This is a genomic window from Vibrio coralliilyticus ATCC BAA-450 (assembly GCF_000176135.1).
GTDB classification, from domain to species: Bacteria; Pseudomonadota; Gammaproteobacteria; order Enterobacterales; family Vibrionaceae; genus Vibrio; species Vibrio coralliilyticus.
This window is the reverse complement of record NZ_ACZN01000008.1, coordinates 21,158-44,769: the sequence shown is the minus strand read 5'-3', so window position 1 is coordinate 44,769 and position 23,612 is coordinate 21,158. Positions and strand designations below refer to the sequence as shown.

At 44.8% G+C, this 23,612-nt stretch carries 24 protein-coding genes; 17 read left to right on the top strand and 7 right to left on the bottom strand.

Annotation, left to right across the window (positions count from 1 at the left end):
• Positions 1 to 6 precede the first annotated feature (6 nt).
• Positions 7 to 2,439 (bottom strand): glycerol-3-phosphate 1-O-acyltransferase PlsB, encoded by a 2,433-nt coding sequence (gene plsB / locus VIC_RS01110; protein ID WP_029235941.1) that lies wholly within the window; start codon positions 2,437 to 2,439, stop codon positions 7 to 9.
• A gap of 203 nt (positions 2,440 to 2,642) precedes the next feature.
• On the opposite strand from plsB, the gene VIC_RS01105 reads away from it, so the two are divergent.
• The 4 genes from VIC_RS01105 to dinF all read left to right on the top strand — a co-directional run bounded on the left by VIC_RS01105 (position 2,643) and on the right by dinF (position 6,111).
• A complete protein-coding gene (locus VIC_RS01105) occupies positions 2,643 to 3,005 on the top strand; it encodes a diacylglycerol kinase (protein ID WP_006957297.1) in 363 nt (120 codons plus the stop codon).
• Positions 3,006 to 3,103: 98 nt separating this feature from the next.
• Positions 3,104 to 3,721: a transcriptional repressor LexA gene (gene lexA, locus VIC_RS01100; RefSeq protein WP_006957296.1), complete on the top strand. Its 618-nt coding sequence runs from the start codon at positions 3,104 to 3,106 to the stop codon at positions 3,719 to 3,721.
• 194 nt (positions 3,722 to 3,915) lie between these two features.
• Entirely contained in the window at positions 3,916 to 4,728 is an 813-nt protein-coding gene (locus VIC_RS01095; RefSeq protein WP_006957295.1) for a class I SAM-dependent methyltransferase, read from the top strand.
• A 27-nt stretch (positions 4,729 to 4,755) separates the two neighbouring features.
• On the top strand, positions 4,756 to 6,111 hold the full coding sequence (gene dinF, locus VIC_RS01090; protein ID WP_080555895.1) for an MATE family efflux transporter DinF: 1,356 nt from the start codon (positions 4,756 to 4,758) through the stop codon (positions 6,109 to 6,111).
• Positions 6,112 to 6,153: 42 nt separating this feature from the next.
• Here the strand turns inward: dinF and sthA are convergent, their stop codons facing one another.
• Positions 6,154 to 7,584 (bottom strand): Si-specific NAD(P)(+) transhydrogenase, encoded by a 1,431-nt coding sequence (sthA, locus tag VIC_RS01085; protein ID WP_080555894.1) that lies wholly within the window; start codon positions 7,582 to 7,584, stop codon positions 6,154 to 6,156.
• A gap of 253 nt (positions 7,585 to 7,837) precedes the next feature.
• Between sthA and fabR the strand changes: the two genes are divergently transcribed.
• The 5 genes from fabR (at position 7,838) to VIC_RS01060 (ending at position 12,407) form a co-directional block, all read left to right on the top strand.
• Positions 7,838 to 8,485: an HTH-type transcriptional repressor FabR gene (gene fabR / locus VIC_RS01080; RefSeq protein ID WP_006957289.1), complete on the top strand. Its 648-nt coding sequence runs from the start codon at positions 7,838 to 7,840 to the stop codon at positions 8,483 to 8,485.
• Positions 8,485 to 8,865, top strand: coding sequence for a YijD family membrane protein (locus VIC_RS01075; protein ID WP_006957287.1), 381 nt, complete (start codon positions 8,485 to 8,487; stop codon positions 8,863 to 8,865). Before fabR ends, VIC_RS01075 begins: the two co-directional genes overlap by 1 nt.
• A gap of 289 nt (positions 8,866 to 9,154) precedes the next feature.
• Positions 9,155 to 10,414 (top strand): tyrosine-type recombinase/integrase, encoded by a 1,260-nt coding sequence (locus VIC_RS01070; RefSeq protein ID WP_006957286.1) that lies wholly within the window; start codon positions 9,155 to 9,157, stop codon positions 10,412 to 10,414.
• Between the two features lie 1,052 nt (positions 10,415 to 11,466).
• Positions 11,467 to 11,709 carry a hypothetical protein gene (locus VIC_RS01065; protein WP_006957284.1) on the top strand — a complete coding sequence of 81 codons (243 nt, stop codon included), beginning with the start codon at positions 11,467 to 11,469 and terminating at the stop codon, positions 11,707 to 11,709.
• A gap of 11 nt (positions 11,710 to 11,720) precedes the next feature.
• Positions 11,721 to 12,407, top strand: coding sequence for a toll/interleukin-1 receptor domain-containing protein (locus VIC_RS01060; protein ID WP_006957282.1), 687 nt, complete (start codon positions 11,721 to 11,723; stop codon positions 12,405 to 12,407).
• A 427-nt stretch (positions 12,408 to 12,834) separates the two neighbouring features.
• On the opposite strand, the gene VIC_RS01055 is transcribed toward VIC_RS01060, so the two are convergent.
• Entirely contained in the window at positions 12,835 to 13,122 is a 288-nt protein-coding gene (locus VIC_RS01055) for a hypothetical protein (protein ID WP_006957280.1), read from the bottom strand.
• 253 nt (positions 13,123 to 13,375) lie between these two features.
• Positions 13,376 to 14,254 carry a hypothetical protein gene (locus VIC_RS01050; RefSeq protein ID WP_006957279.1) on the bottom strand — a complete coding sequence of 293 codons (879 nt, stop codon included), beginning with the start codon at positions 14,252 to 14,254 and terminating at the stop codon, positions 13,376 to 13,378.
• A 374-nt stretch (positions 14,255 to 14,628) separates the two neighbouring features.
• On the opposite strand from VIC_RS01050, the gene VIC_RS01045 reads away from it, so the two are divergent.
• From VIC_RS01045 to VIC_RS01020, 6 genes are all read left to right on the top strand, one after another.
• On the top strand, positions 14,629 to 15,273 hold the full coding sequence (locus VIC_RS01045; protein ID WP_006957277.1) for an inovirus Gp2 family protein: 645 nt from the start codon (positions 14,629 to 14,631) through the stop codon (positions 15,271 to 15,273).
• A 59-nt stretch (positions 15,274 to 15,332) separates the two neighbouring features.
• On the top strand, positions 15,333 to 16,016 hold the full coding sequence (locus VIC_RS01040; RefSeq protein WP_006957275.1) for a YagK/YfjJ domain-containing protein: 684 nt from the start codon (positions 15,333 to 15,335) through the stop codon (positions 16,014 to 16,016).
• A gap of 53 nt (positions 16,017 to 16,069) precedes the next feature.
• Positions 16,070 to 16,669 (top strand): inovirus Gp2 family protein, encoded by a 600-nt coding sequence (locus tag VIC_RS01035; RefSeq protein WP_006957273.1) that lies wholly within the window; start codon positions 16,070 to 16,072, stop codon positions 16,667 to 16,669.
• 73 nt (positions 16,670 to 16,742) lie between these two features.
• Positions 16,743 to 16,943: an AlpA family transcriptional regulator gene (locus VIC_RS01030; RefSeq protein WP_039951113.1), complete on the top strand. Its 201-nt coding sequence runs from the start codon at positions 16,743 to 16,745 to the stop codon at positions 16,941 to 16,943.
• 70 nt (positions 16,944 to 17,013) lie between these two features.
• Positions 17,014 to 17,451, top strand: a complete 438-nt coding sequence (locus VIC_RS01025) for a ribonuclease HI (RefSeq protein ID WP_006957269.1) — start codon at positions 17,014 to 17,016, stop codon at positions 17,449 to 17,451.
• Between the two features lie 125 nt (positions 17,452 to 17,576).
• The gene (locus VIC_RS01020) at positions 17,577 to 18,677 is read left to right on the top strand and encodes a hypothetical protein (RefSeq protein WP_006957266.1); all 1,101 of its coding nucleotides are present in this window, start codon (positions 17,577 to 17,579) and stop codon (positions 18,675 to 18,677) included.
• A 248-nt stretch (positions 18,678 to 18,925) separates the two neighbouring features.
• On the opposite strand, the gene VIC_RS01015 is transcribed toward VIC_RS01020, so the two are convergent.
• Positions 18,926 to 19,705 carry an NYN domain-containing protein gene (locus VIC_RS01015; protein ID WP_006957264.1) on the bottom strand — a complete coding sequence of 260 codons (780 nt, stop codon included), beginning with the start codon at positions 19,703 to 19,705 and terminating at the stop codon, positions 18,926 to 18,928.
• Between the two features lie 281 nt (positions 19,706 to 19,986).
• Between VIC_RS01015 and VIC_RS01010 the strand changes: the two genes are divergently transcribed.
• Together VIC_RS01010 and VIC_RS01005 are read left to right on the top strand one after the other, a co-directional pair.
• On the top strand, positions 19,987 to 22,308 hold the full coding sequence (locus VIC_RS01010) for an S-type pyocin domain-containing protein (RefSeq protein WP_039951132.1): 2,322 nt from the start codon (positions 19,987 to 19,989) through the stop codon (positions 22,306 to 22,308).
• The gene (locus VIC_RS01005) at positions 22,309 to 22,728 is read left to right on the top strand and encodes a hypothetical protein (RefSeq protein ID WP_236612147.1); all 420 of its coding nucleotides are present in this window, start codon (positions 22,309 to 22,311) and stop codon (positions 22,726 to 22,728) included.
• A gap of 231 nt (positions 22,729 to 22,959) precedes the next feature.
• Here VIC_RS01005 and VIC_RS01000 read toward each other — a convergent pair whose 3' ends face one another.
• Both VIC_RS01000 and VIC_RS00995 read right to left on the bottom strand, forming a co-directional pair.
• On the bottom strand, positions 22,960 to 23,196 hold the full coding sequence (locus VIC_RS01000; protein ID WP_006957261.1) for a hypothetical protein: 237 nt from the start codon (positions 23,194 to 23,196) through the stop codon (positions 22,960 to 22,962).
• Positions 23,197 to 23,234: 38 nt separating this feature from the next.
• Positions 23,235 to 23,594 (bottom strand): hypothetical protein, encoded by a 360-nt coding sequence (locus VIC_RS00995; protein WP_006957259.1) that lies wholly within the window; start codon positions 23,592 to 23,594, stop codon positions 23,235 to 23,237.
• Positions 23,595 to 23,612 lie beyond the last annotated feature (18 nt).

Sequence of the window (23,612 nt, the reverse complement as noted above, 5' to 3'; positions counted from 1 at the left end):
TGTCGATTACGCTTCGCCGACCTGACAGATACTTTCTTTAATCGTTAGGCGAACTTCTGGGTAAAGCATAGAGTAAAGCAGCTCGGCCAGAATCTGACTTTTCTCTTTATCGCAGTTACCGTCTTTGTCCAGATACGCTTGTTGCTGCAGCGTGGTAAACATAGCGGAGAAAACCCCTTTGTCGAAGAACTCAGGCGCATTAATGCCGTGCAGTCGACCCAAACGCTGAGCGATGTCTTGGCTCTTTTGCTCAAGATCGGCTTTGCCCAATTCTGGGTTGGCAGTTAGCAGGTTAAGTGCAATCGAGTAACGTTGCAGGGTTTCCGTAATGGTGCGACCAAGCAGCATCAAGACCTGGGTGTTAGCCTGCTTGAGTGCCACATTCTGCTCTGTGTCGATAGCAACCAGACCAAGACGAGCGATCTCCTCGATGTAGGCTTCCGTGACATCACCGAGCTGTTCTTCTTCAATGCTCAGGAACAATTCCTGTTTCAGGAATGGATACACCAAAGCCACATTGGCTTTGATTTGCTCCAGGCTAAGCTGCTGATGACGGATCAGCATCTGAGCTATCAAAGATGGAATCGCGAACAGGTGAATAATGTTATTGCGGTAGTAGGTCATTAGGATCGACTGATTGCGATCCAGTGACACGATCTCGCCCATGGTGTCAGACTCGATGACAAACTTATCCAGCGACTCTGCGTGTTTGACTAAGGCTTCCGCATCTTCATCCGGAACCGTGAAAGTAGACGAATAAGGTACGTTCTTAAGTAGAGACAGATAACATTCGATTTGTTTGACTAGGCTGTCACGAGACAGTGCACGTTGACGTGAAGCGAGCAGCGCAGTAGCACACAATGTCAGTGCGTTGGTCGCAGCCGCATCGTTTATGTGCGTCATCATTTTAGTCGCCAAGTCGTTAACCACTGGGTTGAGCCACTGCGGTTTGGTGCTTCCCATAGGGTCAATATCTTGTGTCCACTCTGGCGCATTCTCATTCAGGTATTGGTTGAGTGGAATCGGTTCGCCAAAGTTCACGTAGCCTTGACCAAAATTGCGCAGTTTGCGAATCGTACGCAGCACTAGGCCAGCGTTTTCTTTCTCTTTACGTTTGCCGCGAAGCTCTTTGGCATACGTGCTGACTTCCATGACGTGTTCATAGCCAATGTAGACAGGCACAAGAGTGACTGGTCGGTTGAGGCCGCGCAGCATCGCTTGAATAGTCATCGCCAACATACCAGTTTTAGCCTGAAGCAGTCGGCCCGTGCGCGAACGTCCACCTTCACTGAAGTATTCAACTGAATAGCCTTTGGTGAACAGTTCTGCCAGATATTCGCGGAAAATAGTGGAATAAAGTTTATTCCCCTTAAAGCTACGACGAATAAAGAACGCGCCTCCGCGACGGAATAGAGGCCCCGCCGGGAAAAAGTTGAGGTTAATACCCGCAGCGATATGTGGCGGTACCATGCCTTCGTGGAACAATACATAAGACAGAAGTAGGTAGTCCATGTGGCTACGGTGACAAGGCACATAGACGATTTCATGACCATCTTGCGCCAATTTACGTACCGTGGATGCATTGTTGATATTCAGGCCCTGATAAATGCGGTTCCACAGCCAGCTCAGCAGTCGGTCGCCGTTTTTCACCAAGGAGTATGAAAAGTCGGCCGCAATCTCATCCATGATATCTTGCGCTTCTTTACGCGCTTTCTCGAGTGAGATATTTTTGGCTTTTGCTTCGTCTGCAATCGCTTTTTCAATCGCTTTGGACTTCATCAAGCGATTAAACAGCGCCTGACGGTTAGGCAAGTTTGGTCCAGATGCCGCCAGTTTCTGACGAGAGAAATGGATTCGAGCAACCCGAGCCAGCTTGTGGGCGATAGAAGCATCGGTGCCGTGTGAATCGGCCATGTAACGCAGAGATACGACTGGGCTGATCCGCACCAGACAATCACGGCCCGATTTAAGTACCGCCATCGCTTTTTCAGGGCCATTGAGCGCTTGAAGATAAGGCGTTTGCTGGGATTCTTTACCCGGTTTACGGCCCCAAAGGACCGTAGCTGGAATCACTTGGACATCCAGTTCGCTGTCAAATTTATGCAGTTCAAGCAGCTCAGAAAATAGAGCGACGGACTCGCTTGGGACATCCTGATCATTGCTCATCACGGTTTGACGTGAAGAGATAAAGACATAGCGTTTGAATGACTTGCCGTTGATCTCGACTGGTTCAAACGGATCAGGCAAACCAAGGCGCACGACCTGTGTTTGTAGTGTGACTAAATCAACACTCGAACGATAAGGCAGGGCATAAATGATGGGTTTGGCTGCATCAATGTTATGATCTTCAATAGGATTTGAAGGAATCGCGGTTCCTTTTACCATCACTGACAAGGGCAGTTTTAGTAATGAACTCGATAATGATTGTCCGGAAGACATAAGGTTCTTGGCCTCAAAAAACAGATAAATCGCATAAGCATTTTCCATTTCCTTTATTGTAGGAATGGAAAAGCGCTCAAGCTGATATTTTTAAGGCTGCAAGGATATCAGAAACTGGTCGAACCTTTTACTGGTAATTGGGCGTAAAAGCATCAATTTAGCCAAAATCAAATCATCTATTTAATTATTCAAGAGAAAAGTCTGTGCCGCAAAAATCACTTCATGGATTCAAACGTATAAGAAATGCAACCCGTTACTCATGCCAAGGCCTCAAAGCTGCGTTTAAAAATGAACCTGCATTCAGAGAAGAAATTTTTCTTGCAGCGATCATGATTCCAACCGCACTATTGCTTGATGTTAGCCAGCTAGAACGCATCTTGCTGATTGCCACTGTAGTGCTGGTATTGATTGCTGAACTGTTTAATAGTGCTATTGAAGCCGTTGTTGATCGTATTGGTGAAGAGCAGCATGAGTTGGCCGGCAGGGCGAAAGATATTGGATCAGCGGCTGTCATGATCACCATGCTACTGACAGGTTACGTGTGGTTAGAAGTATTGTTTTTGTAGTCAAAAGTTTAACTCTATCAAAAAACCAGCAATTGGCTTTTCATTTAAACAATTACTGGATATACTCACAGTTAACTGTATAAAAAGACAGGTGACTTATGAAGCCGTTAACGCCACGCCAGCAACAAGTATTTGATCTGATCAAGAGTAAAATTGATGACACAGGCATGCCTCCTACGCGTGCTGAAATCGCCCGCGAACTGGGCTTTCGTTCTGCCAATGCCGCAGAGGAGCATTTAAAAGCTCTAGCGCGTAAGCAAGCGATTGAAATTATTCCAGGCGCATCGCGTGGAATCCGCATCTTGCTAGAAGATGCTGCCAATGATGATGGCCTGCCTTTGATTGGTCAGGTTGCGGCAGGTGAACCGATTCTGGCTCAGGAACACGTTGAAGCGCATTATCAGGTGGATCCGGCCATGTTCAAGCCTCAGGCTGATTTCTTATTGCGCGTCAACGGCGAAAGTATGAAAGACATCGGTATCATGGATGGCGATCTGCTTGCGGTGCATAAAACCCAAGACGTTCATGATGGTCAGGTGGTTGTGGCTCGTGTCGATGACGATGTCACCGTTAAGCGTTTGGAGCGCAAAGGATCAACCGTTTTACTCCATGCAGAAAACGAAGAGTTTGAACCTATTAAAGTTGACCTGTCATGTCAGCACCTAGCGATTGAAGGTTTAGCAGTCGGAATTATCCGCAATACCGACTGGATGTAATCACTGCACTGCTCGCAGAAGTGGTATTGAATGGCTTGTAACGTCAGCGAGAATGTTCGCTGACGTTGTTTTGTCACTTCAGTCTGTGAGTTGTGGCTCGATATCTCATATTTTGTTGAGCTCTATTCTCAATTACTTGTTTTTGTAATTGATATTCATTATCATCTTATTTCTGGTATGGAAGGAAGATGATCATGGCCGCTAAGCAAAAAGCTTCAACACATCGCTATCAAATCCCGGCCAATTTGTTGCAACCTCTCTGGCTTCGCAGCCGAGAAAGCTTGGTCGACAACGGCTTGGTTTATGACCCAATCGCGGCTAACGCGTGTCAGCGTTGCCAACTCGCACCAGAGTGCCTCTCTGGTGATATCGATCAGAAACAACTTCTTCATGCCACCCTGACTCAAATCTGTGACGATCAGGTCAATCACTTCATTTCGCGCAATCCCGACGGTTGGATAATCAATGTTGGCGCTGGCCTCGATACACGTTTCTACCGAGTTGACAATGGTCGTTGTCACTGGCTTGAACTTGATGTGACGGAAAACCTCCTTTGGCGTCAGAAACTGTTCCATAAAAGCGAACGTTACCAACATATGTGTGGCAACGTTGATGACTTGTCATGGCTGGATAATTTGCCTGTACCGGAAAAGGCGCCGGTATTGATTGTCTGTGAGCACGCTTTACTGGATTGCAGTGAAAAGCAAGTTGGTAAGTTTATTCAGGCCCTTGGTTGCCACTTTGATTCAGCACGAGCATGTGTGGTGCTGGCGGGGGATCTCGCGGCAAGCAAACTTGGTCAGAAAATGGGCGCAGGCAGTTATAATCATGGCTATGCGTCACCCGGGGATGCAACACTTAATTACCTGCCATGGGCGCGCTGGGCCAAGACCTTTTCTCCTTTAGATAAACACTGCGGGCGTTGGAAGTTATGGCAACGCTGGCTCACCAAATTCAATTCCCTTAAGCATAGGCTTACTCCGGTAGTGGTTCAGCTTCGCTGGTAATCCGGTTACACTTTGCACTCTTCTTTTATGATGAGTGCAAACGTGCAATTACTTCAGACCCTTTCCAATAAAGCGCTACATAAGCAGGTTCTACTGCTGGCGATCCCCATGGTTCTATCGAACATAACCGTACCTTTACTCGGCTTAGTTGATGCGGCGGTTATTGGCCACCTTGAACATGCTTGGTATCTGGGCGGAGTTGCGCTTGGCAGTACCATGATCAGTGTGACTTTCTGGCTACTGGGTTTTTTGCGAATGTCGACCACTGGGCTGGCGGCGCAATCGTATGGTGCTCAATGTGGTAAACAACTCGGTTTAGTGTTCACTCAGGGTGTCGCGATGGCCTTGGGTTTTGCATTGCTGTTTCTCCTATTTCACCAACCGATTGCCAATCTGGTATTTTCGCTGAGCAGTGCGAGTGATGAAGTTAAATTTTATGGTGAGCAGTATTTTGCCATTCGTGCTTGGAGCGCTCCTGCTGCCTTAGTTAACTTTGTCTTATTGGGCTGGTTGCTAGGGACGCAGAACGCACGTGCACCGATGTGGATGGTGATCATTGCAAACGTCACCAACATCGTTCTTGATGTGTTGTTTGTGATTGGCTTTGGCTGGAAAGTGGAAGGGGCTGCACTGGCATCGGGAATTGCTGATTACAGTGGTATGAGCTTTGGCTTATGGTGTGTTTGGCGTACGTGGCATAAAAGCCATTTACCCTCGATTGTTTCGTTGCTGAAAGACACCACCCATGGATTAAGCCGTTTCGTAAAGCTTAACCGTGATATTTTTCTACGTTCTCTGTGCCTGCAAGCGACCTTTACGTTTATGACGTTCCAAGGCGCGAGCTTTGGCGATGATATTGTGGCTGCCAATGCGGTACTAATGAGTTTTCTGATGATCATTTCCTACGGCATGGATGGATTTGCCTATGCGATGGAGGCGATGGTTGGTAAAGCGATAGGCGCTAAGGATAAACAACAACTCAGCGCGTCATTGGTGGGGACTTTCTTCTGGAGCCTGATCATCTGTTTGGGATTGACTGCGGTGTTTGTTTTCGCCGGATCGTCCTTGATCAGTCTGATCACCGACATCCCGAAAGTGCATGATACTGCACTGATATACCTTCCTTGGTTGATGGCGATGCCTTTAGTCTCAATGTGGTGCTTCTTGTTAGATGGCATATTCATTGGGGCAACGAAAGGGAGAGAAATGCGCAACAGCATGTTTTTCGCAATGTGTGCTTTCTTTGGGGTGTTTTTCGCCTTGGCCAGTTTTGGTAACCATGCGTTGTGGTTGGCTATGTTGAGTTTTATGGGGATGCGTGGTGTGACACTGGCGATGATTTTTTATCAGCAGTGGCGCAAACAGCAGTTTTTGAACGCTTAACAAAAAGCCGCAGCGTTGACTGCGGCTTTTTTATTGCTCGACTTAGAATAAGCGATTGAGGCCATTCAGCGCCGCTACGCGGTACGCTTCGGCCATGGTCGGGTAGTTGAATGTGGTATTGACGAAGTATTCAATCGTATTGGCTTCGCCTTTTTGCTCCATAATGGCCTGTCCGATATGGATGATTTCCGCGGCACGCTCACCAAAGCAGTGAATACCAAGGATCTCTTTGGTTTCGCGGTGGAAGAGAATCTTCAAGCTGCCGATGTCTTTACCTGCAATCTGAGCGCGAGCTAAGTGCTTAAACGACGAACGGCCGACTTCATAAGGGACTTTTGCCGCTGTTAGTTCTTGCTCAGTCTTACCTACAGAACTGATTTCCGGAATGGTATAAATACCGGTCGGGATATCTTCAATCAGATTGCCATCGGCCTGGCCTTTATTGATCGCCTGTGCCACGTATCGGCCTTGGTCATAAGCCGCACTGGCTAGGCTAGGGTAGCCAATAACATCGCCGACTGCGTAAATATGCTCGACTTCCGTCTGGTAGTTACTGTCAACGGACAACTGGCCACGAGAATCGGCGTTTAAACCCACAGCCGATAGGTTGAGTTTGTCGGTGTTACCCGTGCGGCCGTTGGCGTAAAGAATACAATCGGCACGCATTTTCTTGCCTGATTCGAGATGGATAATCACGCCATCTTCGGTGCCTTCAATTTTCTCGTAAGTTTCGTCGTTGCGGATCACAACACCACTGTTCCAGAAGTGATAAGACAAAGCGTCTGATACTTCATTATCGAGGAAAGACAGCAGTCGGTCTCGAGTGTTGATTAAGTCCGTTTTTACGCCCAAACCCCGGAAGATAGACGCATACTCACAACCGATCACGCCGGCACCATAAATAATGATATGACGAGGGTCGTGTTTCAGGCTGAGAATAGAATCGCTGTCATAGATACGCTCATGCAGAAAGTCGACATCAGCTGGCTGGTATGGGCGTGAGCCTGTTGCAATCACAAATCGATCAGCGCTGTACAGCTCCTCTGTGCCGTCTGCTTGAGTGACGGCAATGGTGTACTTGTCCGTAAAGCGTGCAGTACCGAAAATCAAAGAACATTGATTACGATCGTAAAAGCCTTGTCTCAGGCGAGTCTGTTTATCAATCACAGACTTAGCGTGGCCCAAGATATTGGAGAACGTAGAGTGCAAGCTGGTGTTGTTATGGCAAAACAGCGGGTTATTGTTGAATTCAATGATGCGGCTGACCGCATGACGCAGCGCTTTAGAAGGGATGGTTCCCCAGTGGGTACAACCGCCACCGACGCTGCTCTCTTTTTCCACTATGGCGACATTGAGTCCCGCTTTGGTTAGCCCCATCGCTGCCCCTTCACCACCAGGGCCACTACCAATAACGATCACGTCAAAGTGGTTACTTTCCGCCATAACTTTTCCTTTGTTATATTGTCTTAACATTGCTTTAGCGAGATTTTAACTGATTTCACGATAGAGCACACGGTCAGCGCACTAGAGAGTGGAAGTGATCACGCAGAATGTTTCATATCTGGTATTTGCGCGGTGATAGGTCTCTAAACCAGCGTTAAGTGATTGAAAAAGAAATCAGGCTGAGTTTAATTGTCACGCGGTAGTCAAAGGTTACGATTTTGGCTTATGTCCTTAAGGTAATCGTTGTATATTAACTGCTACTAAACCAATAAATAGAAAACAGATGAAATCCATGGGAATCCGTGCACAGCAAAAAGAAAAAACGCGTCGCTCATTAATTGATGCTGCGTTTAGCCAGCTTAGCGCTGACCGAAGCTTTTCGAACCTGAGTTTACGAGAAGTTGCCCGGGAAGCAGGGATTGCTCCAACCTCATTTTATCGCCATTTCAAAGATATGGATGAGCTGGGGTTGACCATGGTTGACGAAGGCGGCTTGCTGCTTCGTCAGTTGATGCGCCAGGCGCGACAGCGAATCGTCAAAGAGGGGAGTGTGATTCGCACTTCTATCGAGACGTTTATGGAGTTCATTGAAAGCAACCCCAATGTGTTTCGACTATTATTGCGAGAACGTTCGGGAACATCATTTGACTTTCGTACCGCTGTGGCGAGAGAGATTCAGCACTTTGCTGCTGAACTGACCGAGTACTTGATCAGCACAGGAATGACGCGTGATGAGGCCTATACCCAGGCTGAAGCTTCCGTCACCTTAGTGTTTAGCTCAGGCGCAGAAGCACTGGATTTGAATCGACGCGAGCGAGATGAGCTTGCGGAACGATTGATTATGCAATTGCGAATGATAGCCAAAGGGGCTTTATGGTATCGCAAAGAACGTGAACGTAACCGTAACCGATTAAAAGGTGGGATTGATTAATGTCGAATGAAGTAAACCAAGTTAATCGTGGTTCTGAGAAGAAGACGCTCGTACTTGCATTGATTGCTGGTATGTGTGGAGACGCATTGTTGTCATGGCTGACAATGAGCGAAGTTTCTTTCTCTATTTTTCCACTGATTGCGCTTGTACTGTCTGTGCAGGCGCTGTACCAAGAATATCTACGTAACCCTGTCTCTGAAGACATTCCGCTGGTTGGTCTAGCGTGTTTCTTCGTTGGCGCCTTTGGCCACTCTGCTTTTGTCAAAGCGCAGCACCCAGATGCGGGGTCTAACTTCTTTGCCATCATAGTGTCGCTGTTGCTATTGCTATGGATTGGTAAGAAACTGGGTTTTATGAACCGCTCCGCTAGCGCTGAGTAGTCTGACTCCAAATATAAAAAACGAGCCAAATGGCTCGTTTTTTTGTGTTCTCTTATCAAGCTATGCTTTGCGTTCCAGTAGGACACCCGCTTCCATATGGTGGGTAAATGGAGCCTTTAGTCCGCCAAAGTCTACAGAGTTATATTTTTTAATCTTAAGGTCATGATTTATATTATTTTTGTGATCTTGTTGTCCGTTGAAGTCTAAAACCGTACAATAGAAACTCGATGTTTCCCGCACCCCACGCCGTACCCAGAGCCGTCCCCCAAAATGCAGAGGTTTTCCAACGATGACGAAACGAATCAGTACCAATACCACGTTGCAAGCATTGAAGCCACAGGATAAGGAATACTCGATCCCTGATAAGAAGGTCGAAGGATTGAACATTCGAGTTCGTCCAACAGGCACAATGACTTGGATCTTTCGTTTTCAAGTAGGTAAGAAACACGAAAAAATCTCTATGGGTCGATACATTAAGATCAAACCAGAGCGTGGGATGACATTGGATCAGGCGCGAAAGGAAGCTGGCCGTTATCGAAGTTGGCTGGAGAATGGTAAGAACCCAAAGGTTGAATTGGATATAGAGAAACGAGCGCAAGATGAAGCGAAGACCTTTGATGATGCGTTTATTAGCTTCGATGAGAAACGGCTTTCAAAACAGCTAAGGGGTGACCAGTCGAGGACTATTTACAATCGAGATATCAAGCCAATTCTCGGTAACATCAAATTGGCAGATTTAAGCATATATGATCTCAATAGAGTCTTTGATGCGAAGGTTGATAAAGATGGTAAGCGTATGGCGGGGGCTATTGGGGTTTGCCATAAAATCATTAATCAAGTGATTAACCATGCCCTAGCACTAAATATGCTTGATACTCATCCTGCACCACAACTGAAAGCAAAAGACGTTGGCGGTGGCTCTAAAGTCACAAAACGTAATTTAAGCTTTTCAGAGTTAAAGATTCTGTTAACGATTATGCCGTCATGGCGTACAGATCCCTCGAACATCCGTTTAATGCAGTTCTTACTTGGTTGTGGACAGCGTATAAGTGCCGTACTTGAAATGCGTTGGAGTGAGTTAGATTTTGATGAGGGAATTTGGCTATTACCAGCCAGCTCAGAAGAGCGACACACTAAAAGCCAAGATGCACGCAAAGTGCCTTTAAGTGGCTACTTGCTTGCACTTCTAAAAGAGCAGCGAGACAGTGTGCCAAGTAAGTGGAAGTTGGTATGGCCTCAGCTAACGGTCGATAAAGTACAAGAACCTGCGGCAGTACGAGCCTTGATCAAACGTAATATACCTGCCGATTTTGAGCGCTTTTCACCTCATGACTTGCGCCGTACCTTTATCAGCCGTTGTAGTGAAATGGGGTTAGATATCGTAGCGATTGAAAAGACAGTCGGTCACCAGCTGCCAGGTATGCTCAGAGTCTATAACCATCATGATTATATCGATGAGCAGTTGAAGGTATTGGATACATGGGGTAATAAGCTGCAATCGTTGATGCAAGCCAACGTGCATCCATTGCCCTCTGCAAAGATGGCTTAACTTACATACCATAGAGTAAGTGTTGTGTTTCAGTAATAGTGCGTACCCTTTTAATTCGTTGGCATGGATAACCGTTTGCGTAGATTAGCAGTAGTGGTTGCTATTACTATCAGATAGGGAGGATCTTAACCCCTCATGTGCAGGTAGTGTTATACTTGTGGCTGTTCCTTGTCTTGGCTAGCTAAGTTCTGTCCAGTATTTTCACAGTGACTTCGTAACTCAAAAGTGCCCCAAAGTAATTCACTGTAAATACTCATGCACTGTCTATTATTACGACTTTTCCCTACCAGAAGTAATACGAAGATTACCAATCTAGGGGGTATTAAAGGTTACTATGAACAAGTGGGGGCGATTCGTTCGGTCTTGAAGTACCACGGTGGTGGGAATCATCAGTAGTTACAACTCTGATAACAAAATAGTTCTAGGCATTAACTACTAGCTACGCTCGTCTTTTACTTCACCATATATACTTGATTCGAGAGAGTAGTGCTCTTTGTGAATAGCAAATCAAAGTCAGCCATTTTCATTGCTTTCATTGCTTTCATTGTTTTTATGATGAAGATCTTGTATTTAGCTCAACAAAATTGACTTAGCCATTTTGCCTAAAGATCAAGTAATTTTTTTTTGTTTATGGTTACGAATAGACCGATCTAAAAACGGCAATTTATTGCAATCTTAGTAGCTCTAAGCTCATCGGTTAGCAGATACTTACAGTTTTTTTTAATTTTGTTAGTTATCCACAAGTCATCCAAGAACTGAAACTTGCAATGAATTTTCGATAGCACTATCTTGAACATGGCTCAACGCTAAACACAACATGTAGTATTCTTGTTGTGGGTAACTTTATTCACAGAGGAGAAATTATTGGTGGTACATTTATAAGCAAAACCCCTAAACCAAGCTAAGGCTTAGATTAGGGGAAAGAGTATTAATTTGGTTTCGGAGGAAACTAATAAGTATACAACTTTTTTGGGTAGTGTCTTAAAAGAGTATACACAGTTAGTCACCTCTGCAACCTGCGAATTCGTACAGTGTGATACAAGGAAACAGCTATGAACACTAAACAAACTACGAAACAGGTTGCCTCTCTAGCGGCAGCAACGTTGCAGAATCCATCTGCATCTAAAACGGCTAAATCACTGGCAGGTTCGGTGTTAGCTCAGTCTTCTTCACAGAAACAGACTGGTGGAGATCTTGAAGAAAAGGCTTCAAAAGTCTTGAGAAGCAGTAAGTATAGTGAAGACACCAAATCACTTGCTGGCTCAGTTCTATCACAGTCCAATAGAAAGAGATGAGGAATAACTTTATGTCAAGATGCACAGCACCAGTTAGAGGACATAGCTCAGCAGCAGCCGCTGCAAACTGTCCTGCATGTCGTTACAAAAGTCGTGGATACAGTAGCTATTACAGTAGTTATAGCTCTCCATACTCATCTCATAGTTCTTTAAGTAGCAGCGGTAGTTATTCCAGCAAATCTAAACCTCGTTGGTCTAAATCTAGTTCTTCAGTGTCATATACTTCCGCGCAAATCGTAAATTTAACACCTATACGTGAAGCGGTTGAGTCTCGTGTAGCCATTCAACCAGACTTACGTGATGTTTTTTTATGTCATGCATGGGCTGATCGTAAAGAGTCAGCGAAAGAGTTACATGATTTGCTCGAAACGGCGGGTGTTAAAGTTTGGTTTAGTGAAAAAGATCTTGGCTTGGGTGTGCCTATGATGCGCGCAATAGATAAAGGTTTAGCAAACTCTAAAGTTGGGCTTGTTTTGGTTACTCCTGCAATGTTAGAGCGTCTGCCAAAAGAGAGCGTTGCTGATAAAGAGCTGTCTGCATTACTAGCAGGCAATCAGATCGTACCTATCGTACACAATACAACTTATGAAGCTCTACGCAATGTGAGTCCTCTGCTTGCATCTAGATCTGGTTTAGACACTTCGGAAGACTCGATGTCAGTGATTGCAGAGAAGATAGCAGAGTTAGTTGACGTATAACTCTCTATGCATATGTTGATAATTGGCGGCTTTTGTCGCCTTTTATTTAAGTTGATCCAGCAACTTCTGACACTGAATTTTCTATACTTAAAGTTATCCGTACTCTACTAATTTAGTTAAGTCGGTAACTCACTTCTGTCCAACAGTGAGCTAGCTGCCGTGGCTGGCTCAGATCCGCTCTGAAGTTACCTTTATTTCCAACTTGCTGATATTTAATGATAAACTAAATTTTATTATTTTGGTGTTCGGAGTGTCGTTGCAGTTAGGTAAACCGCTTTTCCGCATACCTGTGGCCAAATCGTATGATTACTTCTAGTTGGAGAAAACGCTCTACGGTGTTTCTGATGTTCTTAGCAATATCTACGCACCTCGATAATTTCGACGCCCCGCATCGTAATATTTGGGTGACAGTCTTCGTCCTGAAGAACTAATCTTCATTGATTTTTAGGTAGGTATTTACAGCAACGTAGAAGAATATTAGGAACGTGCTAAAGAAAGTATTGATGATTGAACCGCCAATGATCAATGAATCTTCAATGGTGAATATAGGGTCTAGTAATCCAACATTGATTAGCCATGAATACGAAATTTGTACAACAACAAGTACAAAAGATAGTTTGTACAACAGCACTGCAATGCAAACCGTCATTTCATTGTTTATGTTTCCTAGCACAAATAGTACAGCTAAAGGGATGAGTAGTAGCACCAAATCCATTATCACCAAAACAGACCTCAATTTATTCTTATATGTTATAAATTAGTATACGCAAACGCGCACTTATGTCCTTTTAATTTTACTCGACGCTCTTGTGAGCTTAACCATTTATAATTCTAAAATAGAGCATCACACGCGGATGATTTTAATTATTCCACTAGAAGCATCCAGTTCGATCAAATCCCATCCTTGGTAGTTTTAGTTGCGTTGTGAACACTATGATGAGTACTCTTCTTGCAGCTCTAGATGACATTCACTCTAAAACCTTAAAAATCTGCTGTAAAACGATAGGAGGTATTGGTTCCTCGCTATTCACGATGAAGTTCTTTAAGTCCAGTCGTAGATTGCTCAAACTTTGCAAAAATTGGAAATAGCGCTTCTCAGGAGGCTCTTGCGATTGATGCTCAGAACTCTGTTTTTGCTTTTTCTCTGACTTTTCCTCGAGCTTTTTAGGGGGCAAAAATTGTGACGAAAAAGCCTCTGTTACCTGTATAAAAGTGCCAAGACTTAACTTCCCTCGTTTGGCTTTTTCTGTGTGTCGTACCACATAACCGAGTTGCTCAAGTCGTTTTAAAGTATCTGATACTCGGCGAACACTCATTCCCAATACGATCGCAATCTTGGTTTGGCTTATCCCTAAACCATGGGTATTGCGATCAATATTTTTGGCTAAAAACGAGCAAACCAGAATCAATGCTTCCGCAGCATCATAATGCAGTTCGAGTTCGCTTTTCCAAAAGGTGTTGATAATGTTTGTTCGATTAATCTCTCTTTCAGAATAGGTTTCTGTCGGCACATGGCTTCTTGAAATTGAAGAATACGGTAGCAGAATAATCCGCTTTTGGTTTTTTAGAAATGGGTGCTCTTTGAATAGGCGAGTCTCATTGAGTTGCTTCATGGTTTGAGCTTCTTCTAGCTCTTTCATGAGATTGACTCTCTTTCTATCATCTGGCCGAAGAAGTGTCGAAACCAGTTTTTCTTCTCCTTCATGGTAAAGATAACAGTTCCCTTTAACATCGAAAGAGTTAATAAAATTGATGATTTCCACTTTAGCGTTCGGGTCGAGTGTTGGTTTTTCCTTCATGGTTGCTACTTCTGATGAATTGACTTCATCTTTGTCAGTATGTGTCATGTTTTCACTTACCTCTAGTTTTAAATAGTCGTAATCCGATGATATATGGTTGTTTTATTAAAGTTTAATTTTCACTTTTTATGTGAGTAAACTCCAGAAGAAAAAATGCATGAACCATGATTTTTGATAAAAAATGAAGGTTGCTGGATGGATTTTGCCGATGTGAAGGTTTAGTAATCACCTAAAAACAGTGGGGGAGTAAATCGAGGTGGATCGGTAATTAATAATATATATACCTACCCATCTACTAACCTAATCCCACACCTCATCCAACTACCTCATCACTCGATATCTTGGTAGGGGAACCCATCCCCTACCCGAAAAATAACGTCACTCTCAGTACCTATGTCATTAACAATACATAGGTCACCATCATGTCTAAGAATCTAACCATCACACACGAATCCACTTTCAACGGAAACAAGATATACATCGACAAGGAGGGTTTGGTCGTTGAATACCTAGAAGGGATCGGATCAGTCCTTGAGAAAGCTCTAGAGCAATATGCGAGACTTTTTATCGTTCGAGTGGACCTCAACTTACCAACAGACTTTAGAGGGGATGATTCAGCAGTGATGACTCGTTTCTTTCGATCTCTGAAATCTCAGATAGCGGCATATCGAAGACGTAGTGCTCGGTTAAATGACAAACCCTATCGTGAAACCACCATTCGGTATGTATGGGCTAAAGAGTGTGATACCTCATCAAGTAGCCACTACCACGTTGCGCTTATCTTTGACAGAAACGTCTTTCGTTCTCTGGGGGACTTTGGTGAATATCAGCAAAGTTTGGCTAACCGTATCCGTAATGCTTGGAAGCGCTCTGTGGATGCTATCTACTCAGGCAAAAAGAAACCAGCTATCCATTTCTCCAAACAAGGCCAGTATCACTTGCTACGTAACTCTGAGGAGTTTGAGGCGGTGTTTCAGTCCGTCTTTTATCGACTAAGCTACCTAGCGAAGAGAAGAACGAAGCATTTTGGAAAACGTATGAACAACTTCGACCATAGCCGTAAGTAGCTAAAAAATACGTTGGAAGCAGTTCCTGTGGGATTAATAACAAACCATAGGAACTCATCATGCCAAATCAATTCAAGATGGCTCTTCAAAGAGCTCACACGTCTAAATACCTCACCATCACCCATGACCGAACGTTTAATGGAAAACCACTCTACTACCACAAGGGTGGTCTTGTCCTTGAGTACTTGGAGGGAATCGACCGAGTGCTGACTGAAGCGCTATGCCAATACCCTAAACTTTGTGTCGCTCATTTTAATGTACGTCTACCAAGTGACTTTGATGGAAACCATTCTGAGGTATTCAGTCGATTCTTTCGTACCTTGAAGTTGGAAACCAATGAGTTGTGCCTAATGAAGTACCGACGTAGGCCTCACCAATATCACCAAACGGTCATTCGCCATGTTTGGTTCAAGGCGTGTGAGTCCACCAGCCAGTATCACCTTGTCTTACTCTTTGATAAACGGCTGTATCTTTGTTTAGGCAAAAGTGGGGATGGGAGGAGTCGCTACCTGTCTAGAGTCCGAAAGGTATGGGATAGAGCCGTTGAAGAAGACTACGGTAGAAGATGTTCAGGACTGGCGTATTCCGCTACTGATGACGTGTACGAACTTCTGAAAGGGGATGAAGCGTTCCCATTGCAGTTAAATGAACTCTTCTATCGGATCAGTCGTCTCGCGAAGCCCGTCTCCCCAAACAACGAGAACCGCAGCATGAGTTTTGGTTGCAGTCACGACGCACCTTAAAAAATACAGCGCGAGTAATACCTATGTCATTCACACACTCAGAGGTATTACTCATGCCTAACAATACTTACCTTCCCAACATTACTCATTCAAAAACGTTTAACGACTACCCCGTATTTTTCAGTGATAAGGGGCTATACGAATCGGCCTTAACCAGAATGACGGAAGTCTTTGAACAGGCAACGGAGGCGTTTGACGCGGCTTTGGCAACGCGTTTGGATTTGTTTCTACCAGAAGATCATCAAGATACCGACCTCAGCATCATTAACGATTACTTTAAGCTGCTTAAAGAAAAGCTCGATACGGAGTCTGTGTTCTACGTATGGCGCAAGCGAGAGGACAAGGTGCCATCCCACAACTATCGCGTGATGCTGTTTACTGACTACAGCCAGCATTTTGGCCCCGCCATTTGCTGGGAAAAACGCAACGAATTGGTTGAGCACCTTAAAGAGGCTTGGCAAGAAGCGATAGAGAAGCACTACAGCGGCAAAGCGCGCTCATTAGTGTTTCTCAATGACCGAGGCAACTATGGCTTAGGGACACGCTGTAGGGAGCAGGACAAGAACATCAAGCGTTGTGTCTTTCATCGCATGAGCAGTCTTGCTGAAGCATGGAATGAGCAGCGTTACTTCTTTGGCTCTAGTTCAGAGTAGAGCGACTGCACTTTTTTACAGTGGCGGCTTATCACATGGGTATATACAAAGCAGGAGACGATTCCCAGTGAAAATGAGATTTCTACGAATCCAAGACGTGATGTCACTAACAGGGCTAGGCCGTTCCACTATTTATAAGTTCATGGCCGATGAAACCGACTTCCCAAAGAGTGTGCCACTCGGTGGACGAGCAGTGGCTTGGGTAGAAAGTGAAATCGAGGAATGGATGGAGCAACGTCTAGCACTGCGAGACAACCAACAACCCATTCAGTAATACAAACATCAACGGGGCGCTGGCTAAGTAAAGTCATGCGCCCTTTTTCAATGAGAGAGAGAGATAAAAAATGAGTTATTCAATTTACGTAGACGGCGCAGCACCAAACAACCAACACGGATGTACACGAGGGGGCATTGGGCTGGTGGTTATGGATGAAGACAATGAGATTGTTCATGAAGAGAGCTTCACCATCAATCGAAAAACTGACAGTGCTGAGCTTGAGCTACTGGCCTTAATCGAAGCCTTGGAATACGCAGAGGATGAGGATGTCATCTATTCGGACAGTGATTATTGTGTAAAAGGTTTCAACATCTGGATGGACGATTGGAAAGACCGAGGTTGGCGACGCTCGGATAAGAAACCCGTCAAAAACCGCCAACTCTGGCAGCAAGTGGACGAGTTGAGTTCTAGGAAGTATGTCGAGGTATTTAAGGTTAAAGCACACTCTGGTATCGAAGGGAATGAGAGAGCTGATTTGTTAGCGGTTGAAGCCGCTACCCTATAACAACCAATGAAACGCAGCTTGTGGGATGTACTCCACAAGCTGCTATTCTCATTTGTCTTTAGGATTGATGGTGTCGATGGTTTCTCTTAACGTGCGGGTATTTCCTGACGACCTAATGACTCCTAATGCCCAATGAAAAGATTAAAGTACCCATCATCAAACTGGGTAACCCGTTTCTGCCTTCACCTGATGAAGTCTCAGAATTTCTGGGGCTCCCCGTTTCTCCAAGAGAAAAAATAAAGTGGTTAAACGCGTCAGTGGTAAAGAGTAACCTACCGACAGACCGCACATTGGATAACATCAGTAAGGGGGGAATTCGCTGGGCATCGATACGTCAGTTTGCTTGGCAATTGGCGAAGGTGTTTATTCGAAAGGGATTGGCTTTCAAAGTTTCTCTCCCAGAGGGAAGGGTCCACACAGCAGATTTGTCCGTTTGGTGGTCTCACATTCTTAAAGGGTTTCAACAAGGACTGTCTTCGGCTTCTAGTGAATTGAATATAAGGCCTTTAGTTAGCTATATCGATAGGCGCTGCGCCGCGTATCAAGGACAGTTGGCCTTTATACTGGGTGCTCCCGATATTAATGAGTGCAACCAAAGTGAGTTAATCTCAGGCTATTACCTGCCCGTTCTTGATTTTACGTTGCTCAGTGAGCAAGAAAAGGTTCTTGTGAAAAGCTGGCTCAAATCACCAAGTGAATCTGCCTCACAAGAAACTGAGCAGGCCATGCTTTGTTTCAAGCATGATTTCTGGTTGTCTTTAATGTCGGTCATTGATGCGATGTTTATTGAAAGCTGGGCCAAACACAATACAGACTACACGCCTAGCGCCTCTGCAAGGCAATACGGAGTCTTCGGGCAGGTCTTTAAAAGAGAAGAGAGCACATTTCTTGGCAAGTTTTTTGGTCTATTAAAAGAGGTGACTAATCAAAAAAACGCACAGTTGTGTGAGTGTGTTGTCTTGCCTTTTAGTGAGCATGAGCGAAATGGAGAGCTCAAGAACAAGGTTCAAAAAGAGCGTTTTAAAGAGTGGCGTAGCGGAAAAAGCCTTCCTTCTGTAAAAGCCTTGGGTGCATTTTTTGACAACATGGAAGCTGGGCGACAAGGTGCGGACTTGTTGATATACGCACTGTTTATGAGAGCGCTTGATAAGGAGGGTTGCTGTGCGTTACCGGATATCTATACGACAAATCGTTACCAGCGTTACTACCAACATCATGCATACTAGGCTGCACTAAAGCAGCCTAGGTCCGCTTTTACTTTTTGCTTGGTGGGTTATTGGTGCGACCTCCACCTGATGGATTTGAGGTGCCGTTTTTAGTCGGCCATAGCGGGGCGTTGTTTCCTGATTGTTGTTTATTTCCCATGGATTGATCCTTTTCGTTGAGGTTGCTGACGGATATTCGTCGACAACCATCATGCATGAATATGGAGAGTCATAGGGAGGGGGGAAAGAGCGAAAGTTACTGGGAGTGACTAAGTGCTTTTTCGTTGATCTCTAATGTAGATGTGTACCGCCCCCGCTTGAGTCTGCCTTCTGTCTATTTCAAACAGCTCGGTCGCCTCAATGAGCTGGCTCAGAGTGTTGAAGCCGTAGTTTTTTGAACTGAAGTCCGGGTATTGTCTTTTGATTAGGCCACCACATTGGCCCAGAAAAGACCAGCCGTCCTCGTCTTGGTATTCACTGGCAGCGCCTCGTAGGATATTCAACAGCTTCGTATCACCTCGTAGTTTATTGCGAGTCTCGCGAGGCTCTACTTTCTTGGGTTTTTCTGAAATGACGGCAGTGACTTCTTCTTTTGGAGCGTATCGCTCTTTAAGGACTTCAGTGTAAATAAAGTCATCACAAGCATTACGAAAGGCGAGTGGTGTTTTCTTCTCACCGACACCAAAGACATAAATTTGAGACTCTTTGAGGCGTGAAGCCAACTTGGTGAAATCACTGTCGCTACTGATGAGAGCAAAAGCGTCATACTTATTTGAGTAGAGTAAATCCATGGCATCAATGATCATGGCAGCATCAGAGGAGTTTTTGCCTTGCGTGTACGAAAATTGCTGAATTGGATTAATTGCCAACTCATTGAGTGGTTGTTTCCAGTTCTTTAAACATTCAGAACTCCAGTCTCCATACGCTTTTTTAACCAGAATATGCCCGTGTTTGGAGAGCTCTTTGAGCACAAAATCTAAAACTGCATATTGTGCGTTTTCTGCGTCGATTAAAACGGCAATTTTCTTTTCAGAGTCTATATCAATCAAATCCATGTCCTTATGAGCAATCGGTGCATTAAAGATGAGAACACTTAGGTGTGATTCAATGATGCGGCGTGTAAGGCTGGGAAGCAACAAGTGCAGATACAGAGTTACCTATTTGAGTATCGATACACGTAAAGAGATAAAACCTATTGATGAGTGAGTTACTAACGTAAGGGGCTGAAGGAACAACGGTCACACTCTAGCGCATTGCTGAGAACAAATAGAGGTTATCAGCCCAGCTCCCTCTATGGATTGAGTAGAATATGTCTCATTAAAAAGTGGCGGTGGAATTAACAGTGAGTTATAGAGTGGTACGGCTAACGGAGCTGATGACGCATGAGCTCGGTCAAGTCGAAGGGGATATAGAAAGGTTAACGGAAAGGGCACTGAGCTCTGCAATCCCTCATGGGATGAGTTTCTCTCGCTTTATGGACAAACTCAAAAGTGGTGAATTGGCCTTGTTGACGGACACTCCATCTAAGCCAGTGATGCTTAGAAATGGAATGGGTAAATCGTGGAGTTTGTCTACTGAAGGGCAAGAGGCCTTATCGCCAGAGGCAAAAAATGCCTTTCTCTCTAGAGCGAAGATATCTCGTGGAGCGGTAACTAGAGCAGCGTCAAGTCAAAGTCGTGCGGCATACGCTCCAAGCATCGAAGATACCTATGTCCCTGAGCCCATCAAGCCTGATACTTCTGATGCTCCACCCCAGCTCAATTATGAATATTGCTTTGAAATTGCGTGCTCTGAGGACACATTCAAAAAAAGCGTGGGCTGTGCGTTTCAACTGGGCAAGACCAAACAAGAAGCTATGATTGGTCGCTGGCAAACTGAGCCCACGGAACACGGTACTAAGTACATTGCTCACACGGCCTTTGATGAGCCGAAAAAATTGTTTGCGAAAGTGGCGGACAGTTCAATGGGCATCAACGTACCTGACAGCGTGCAAGTGAAACCAATAGGCTCCGGTGTCGTGGAAGAAGCGTTTATCCCAGTCGTCCCATCGGTGCAGCTAGGAGAGCGATTAGGACTGCCAACAGAAGGTTACTATTACCACTTTCATAACGACCGATTAGTGCAAGAGTACAAGCTGCTGGGTGAAGGCAAGTGGGCGTTTTACGCTACATGTTCCACGCATGAGCAACTGAATGATGAGCAAGGCTACAACCGACTGCAAAGTGCTATCTTAGTGTACTGGAAACTCGCAGGACAAGACGTTGAAAACCAGAGCCTTGTTTACCTTGAACAGCAAATCACCCGAGAAGAGATCGATAACCTCAATGACGACTGGGTGGCTCAGCACGGTATCAAGCTTGATATCAGTGAGCTTCTTGCAGCACCAAAACAATCTATCGTTAAACGGCCAGTAGCAAACTCTGCGGAGACGATAAAGTCAGACAAAGAAACCGCATTGCCGCCGCTGCCACCTTGTACCTATAGCTGTATTGCGAACACCCATTACGACTATTCAGATATATTCATTGCAGAAACCCAGTTCAAAACGATCAATAGTGATCGTTTATTTGGGAAAGAACTTCCTGTCACGAACTTAGCCACAATCACAACGGCTTCAAGAGCCACTGATTATGGTAAAGCAGCACTACTTGCTATTCCCGCGAAATCTGCGGTGACGAACCTTGGGATTCTGAGTACCAATACGGCCAATACAATTGGGACATGGTCGATTTCAGGAGAAGCGCTAGCGGGCTTTGCTCGAATGGGCGGTTTTCTAGTTGCCGCCTTATGGCCTTCTCAGCTTGGTGATGGAACCTTAGAAGGTAATTCTGACGTCTCTACGAATGATACCACTACGATGCGCGTACGTTTCAATATGTACACGGACGAAAATGGCAAACAACAAGTGGTTGGTATCAAAACGGGTGAAGGCAGTCCATATGGTGATCTAGTGGCTAAGCGTCAGGCAGTGCAACAAGGACAAAACTTTGTTGCGGAGTTAGACAGTGGTATTACTATAACGTGGACGCCCGATGGTTCAACAGATGTGCTGACACCCGATACAGTATTACCCGAAAATGATCAGCTTGATGTTCACAATACCTGGGTACGCCCGATTGAAGAACACGAACAAGAGATAGGCACGGTTCTCTATCCAGAGGAAGATCTTGCTGAGTATATAGTGACTTTCCCTGCTGATGCGGGACTGTCGCCCTTGTACTTAGTATTTAATAAGCGTAGTGCCGGAATTACTAAGGTAAAACCATTGGAAGTGGGCACTTACGGAGACTTAGCGCCAAGAAGCAAAAAGGATGGAATGGATATAGATCACATTCCATCTCAAGCTGCGTTAAGAAGAGCACTAGAAAGTGCATTAGGTCAAACTCTTACTAAAGAGCAAGAGCGTGAGTTAATTAATAGTGCTGCTGGTATTGCTATACCTCAGGAAGTGCATCGAAAATGTAGTGAAACATATGGCGGTAGAAATCAAGCCTATAAGCAGCAAGTTGATGCTGGTGATTTAGAGGCGGCAGTAAATTCGAATTTTGATGCTATCAAAGGGTGTTTGAAAAACGAAGGTTATACTGAGCAAGAGCTAGAGAATGCTAGAGCTCAACTGCATGAAATTAACACAAAAAATGGTTGGTACTAAATGATGACTTACAGGGATTTTCTGGGGAAGAAGTACGATGCTTTACTAAAGCAGTCAGCCTTCTTATCTCTGATTGGAGGCAATGTGCCTGAAGTGTTGAACTCTAAAAGTGATGCCTTCTATATATGTGTTGACTCTTCTGGCGTAGAGCTCAGGTTTGATCGTCAAACTTCTGAGTTAACCACTATTGTAGTGACTAAGCCCGCTTTTTATGAGGGATCGCTTAATTTATTAACTAAACGTATTCAGGTTAGGAATGCCCTTGGTCTTCCATCAAATGAACGCCCTGAGAAAAGCATTCCTGTTCTTGGAAAAGTTGGGGCGATGGATGAGTATATTGATGAGCGAGGGTTCTCTACACAGGTAGTGTATAGAGTCGGAACTGATGATGTGGAGAGAGTGCATTATCAAAGAAAGTAGACTGGAGGCTAGAGGGCGGAGAGGGTTACTTTGAACAGTGAGTTGCCGATTTTGTACGGGCTCAACAGTGATTACATGATCTTATCAACAATGCTGGAGATAGAAGATTCATCAGAAGCAAGTATTGAAGAGTTAAGTCGCTTTTTAACAGATAACATATACTTTCAATCTGATGCATTGAGACAAAAAAGAATGGGGAGCGTAATTGCTCCCCATTGTCATCTTTTGGCACTACTTTTCTGTGATAGCTTCACAGCCTTCAGGGACGGTAATAGTCGATGTATCTTCATTTGCCTGTTGTGCTGCTTTTACATCCATCTTGTACTGAGTGCATTTCCCAACACTGACGTTGACTGCACCTGTTTCTACAGATGGGTTACCTCCTAATGCTCCGCCTCCCTGAGCGAAAACAAAAGGTGTAATTAAGGTTGCGAGTAGAACGAGAATATTCGTTGTAGTGTGACTCATAGTGTTTCCTTATTGGGTAAAGTTGGGTTTGTTGAGAGTTAGAAGGTGTAAACAAAGGTGCCAGCACTGGAAGTGACTTCGATTTCTTTCACGCTGTCTACGGTGCAGCTGTTACTGTATCCGGTGTAGGTTTCACCGAATTTCAATTGAACGTTTCTAGAGAGCTCTGAGGCTGTACCAGCGGGTAGACGGCAGTTGCCTCGATTGATAATGACATTGCTTATTACGGTGCTGTCAGCGATAGATTGAATATCAAAGGTCAGTGTTCCCCAGTGTGGGTTGGTGGACATCGACACTTCAATATCGGCGGTGACGGTTTTCGCTTCTTCCTGTTCGCCGCAAGCGGTGACTCCGAAAATCAGCACGCTCATCATGATGGTTCGAATTAAGGTATTCATGGGTATCTCTCCGTAGTG

Coding starts and splice junctions, on each gene's coding strand:
- plsB (WP_029235941.1), bottom strand. CDS start 2,439: ATGTCTTCCGGACAATCATTATCGAGTTCATTACTAAAACTGCCCTTG.
- lexA (WP_006957296.1), top strand. CDS start 3,104: ATGAAGCCGTTAACGCCACGCCAGCAACAAGTATTTGATCTGATCAAG.
- VIC_RS01095 (WP_006957295.1), top strand. CDS start 3,916: ATGGCCGCTAAGCAAAAAGCTTCAACACATCGCTATCAAATCCCGGCC.
- dinF (WP_080555895.1), top strand. CDS start 4,756: ATGATGAGTGCAAACGTGCAATTACTTCAGACCCTTTCCAATAAAGCG.
- sthA (WP_080555894.1), bottom strand. CDS start 7,584: ATGTTAAGACAATATAACAAAGGAAAAGTTATGGCGGAAAGTAACCAC.
- fabR (WP_006957289.1), top strand. CDS start 7,838: ATGAAATCCATGGGAATCCGTGCACAGCAAAAAGAAAAAACGCGTCGC.
- VIC_RS01075 (WP_006957287.1), top strand. CDS start 8,485: ATGTCGAATGAAGTAAACCAAGTTAATCGTGGTTCTGAGAAGAAGACG.
- VIC_RS01070 (WP_006957286.1), top strand. CDS start 9,155: ATGACGAAACGAATCAGTACCAATACCACGTTGCAAGCATTGAAGCCA.
- VIC_RS01065 (WP_006957284.1), top strand. CDS start 11,467: ATGAACACTAAACAAACTACGAAACAGGTTGCCTCTCTAGCGGCAGCA.
- VIC_RS01060 (WP_006957282.1), top strand. CDS start 11,721: ATGTCAAGATGCACAGCACCAGTTAGAGGACATAGCTCAGCAGCAGCC.
- VIC_RS01055 (WP_006957280.1), bottom strand. CDS start 13,122: ATGGATTTGGTGCTACTACTCATCCCTTTAGCTGTACTATTTGTGCTA.
- VIC_RS01050 (WP_006957279.1), bottom strand. CDS start 14,254: ATGACACATACTGACAAAGATGAAGTCAATTCATCAGAAGTAGCAACC.
- VIC_RS01045 (WP_006957277.1), top strand. CDS start 14,629: ATGTCTAAGAATCTAACCATCACACACGAATCCACTTTCAACGGAAAC.
- VIC_RS01040 (WP_006957275.1), top strand. CDS start 15,333: ATGCCAAATCAATTCAAGATGGCTCTTCAAAGAGCTCACACGTCTAAA.
- VIC_RS01035 (WP_006957273.1), top strand. CDS start 16,070: ATGCCTAACAATACTTACCTTCCCAACATTACTCATTCAAAAACGTTT.
- VIC_RS01030 (WP_039951113.1), top strand. CDS start 16,743: ATGAGATTTCTACGAATCCAAGACGTGATGTCACTAACAGGGCTAGGC.
- VIC_RS01025 (WP_006957269.1), top strand. CDS start 17,014: ATGAGTTATTCAATTTACGTAGACGGCGCAGCACCAAACAACCAACAC.
- VIC_RS01020 (WP_006957266.1), top strand. CDS start 17,577: ATGCCCAATGAAAAGATTAAAGTACCCATCATCAAACTGGGTAACCCG.
- VIC_RS01005 (WP_236612147.1), top strand. CDS start 22,309: ATGATGACTTACAGGGATTTTCTGGGGAAGAAGTACGATGCTTTACTA.
- VIC_RS01000 (WP_006957261.1), bottom strand. CDS start 23,196: ATGAGTCACACTACAACGAATATTCTCGTTCTACTCGCAACCTTAATT.
- VIC_RS00995 (WP_006957259.1), bottom strand. CDS start 23,594: ATGAATACCTTAATTCGAACCATCATGATGAGCGTGCTGATTTTCGGA.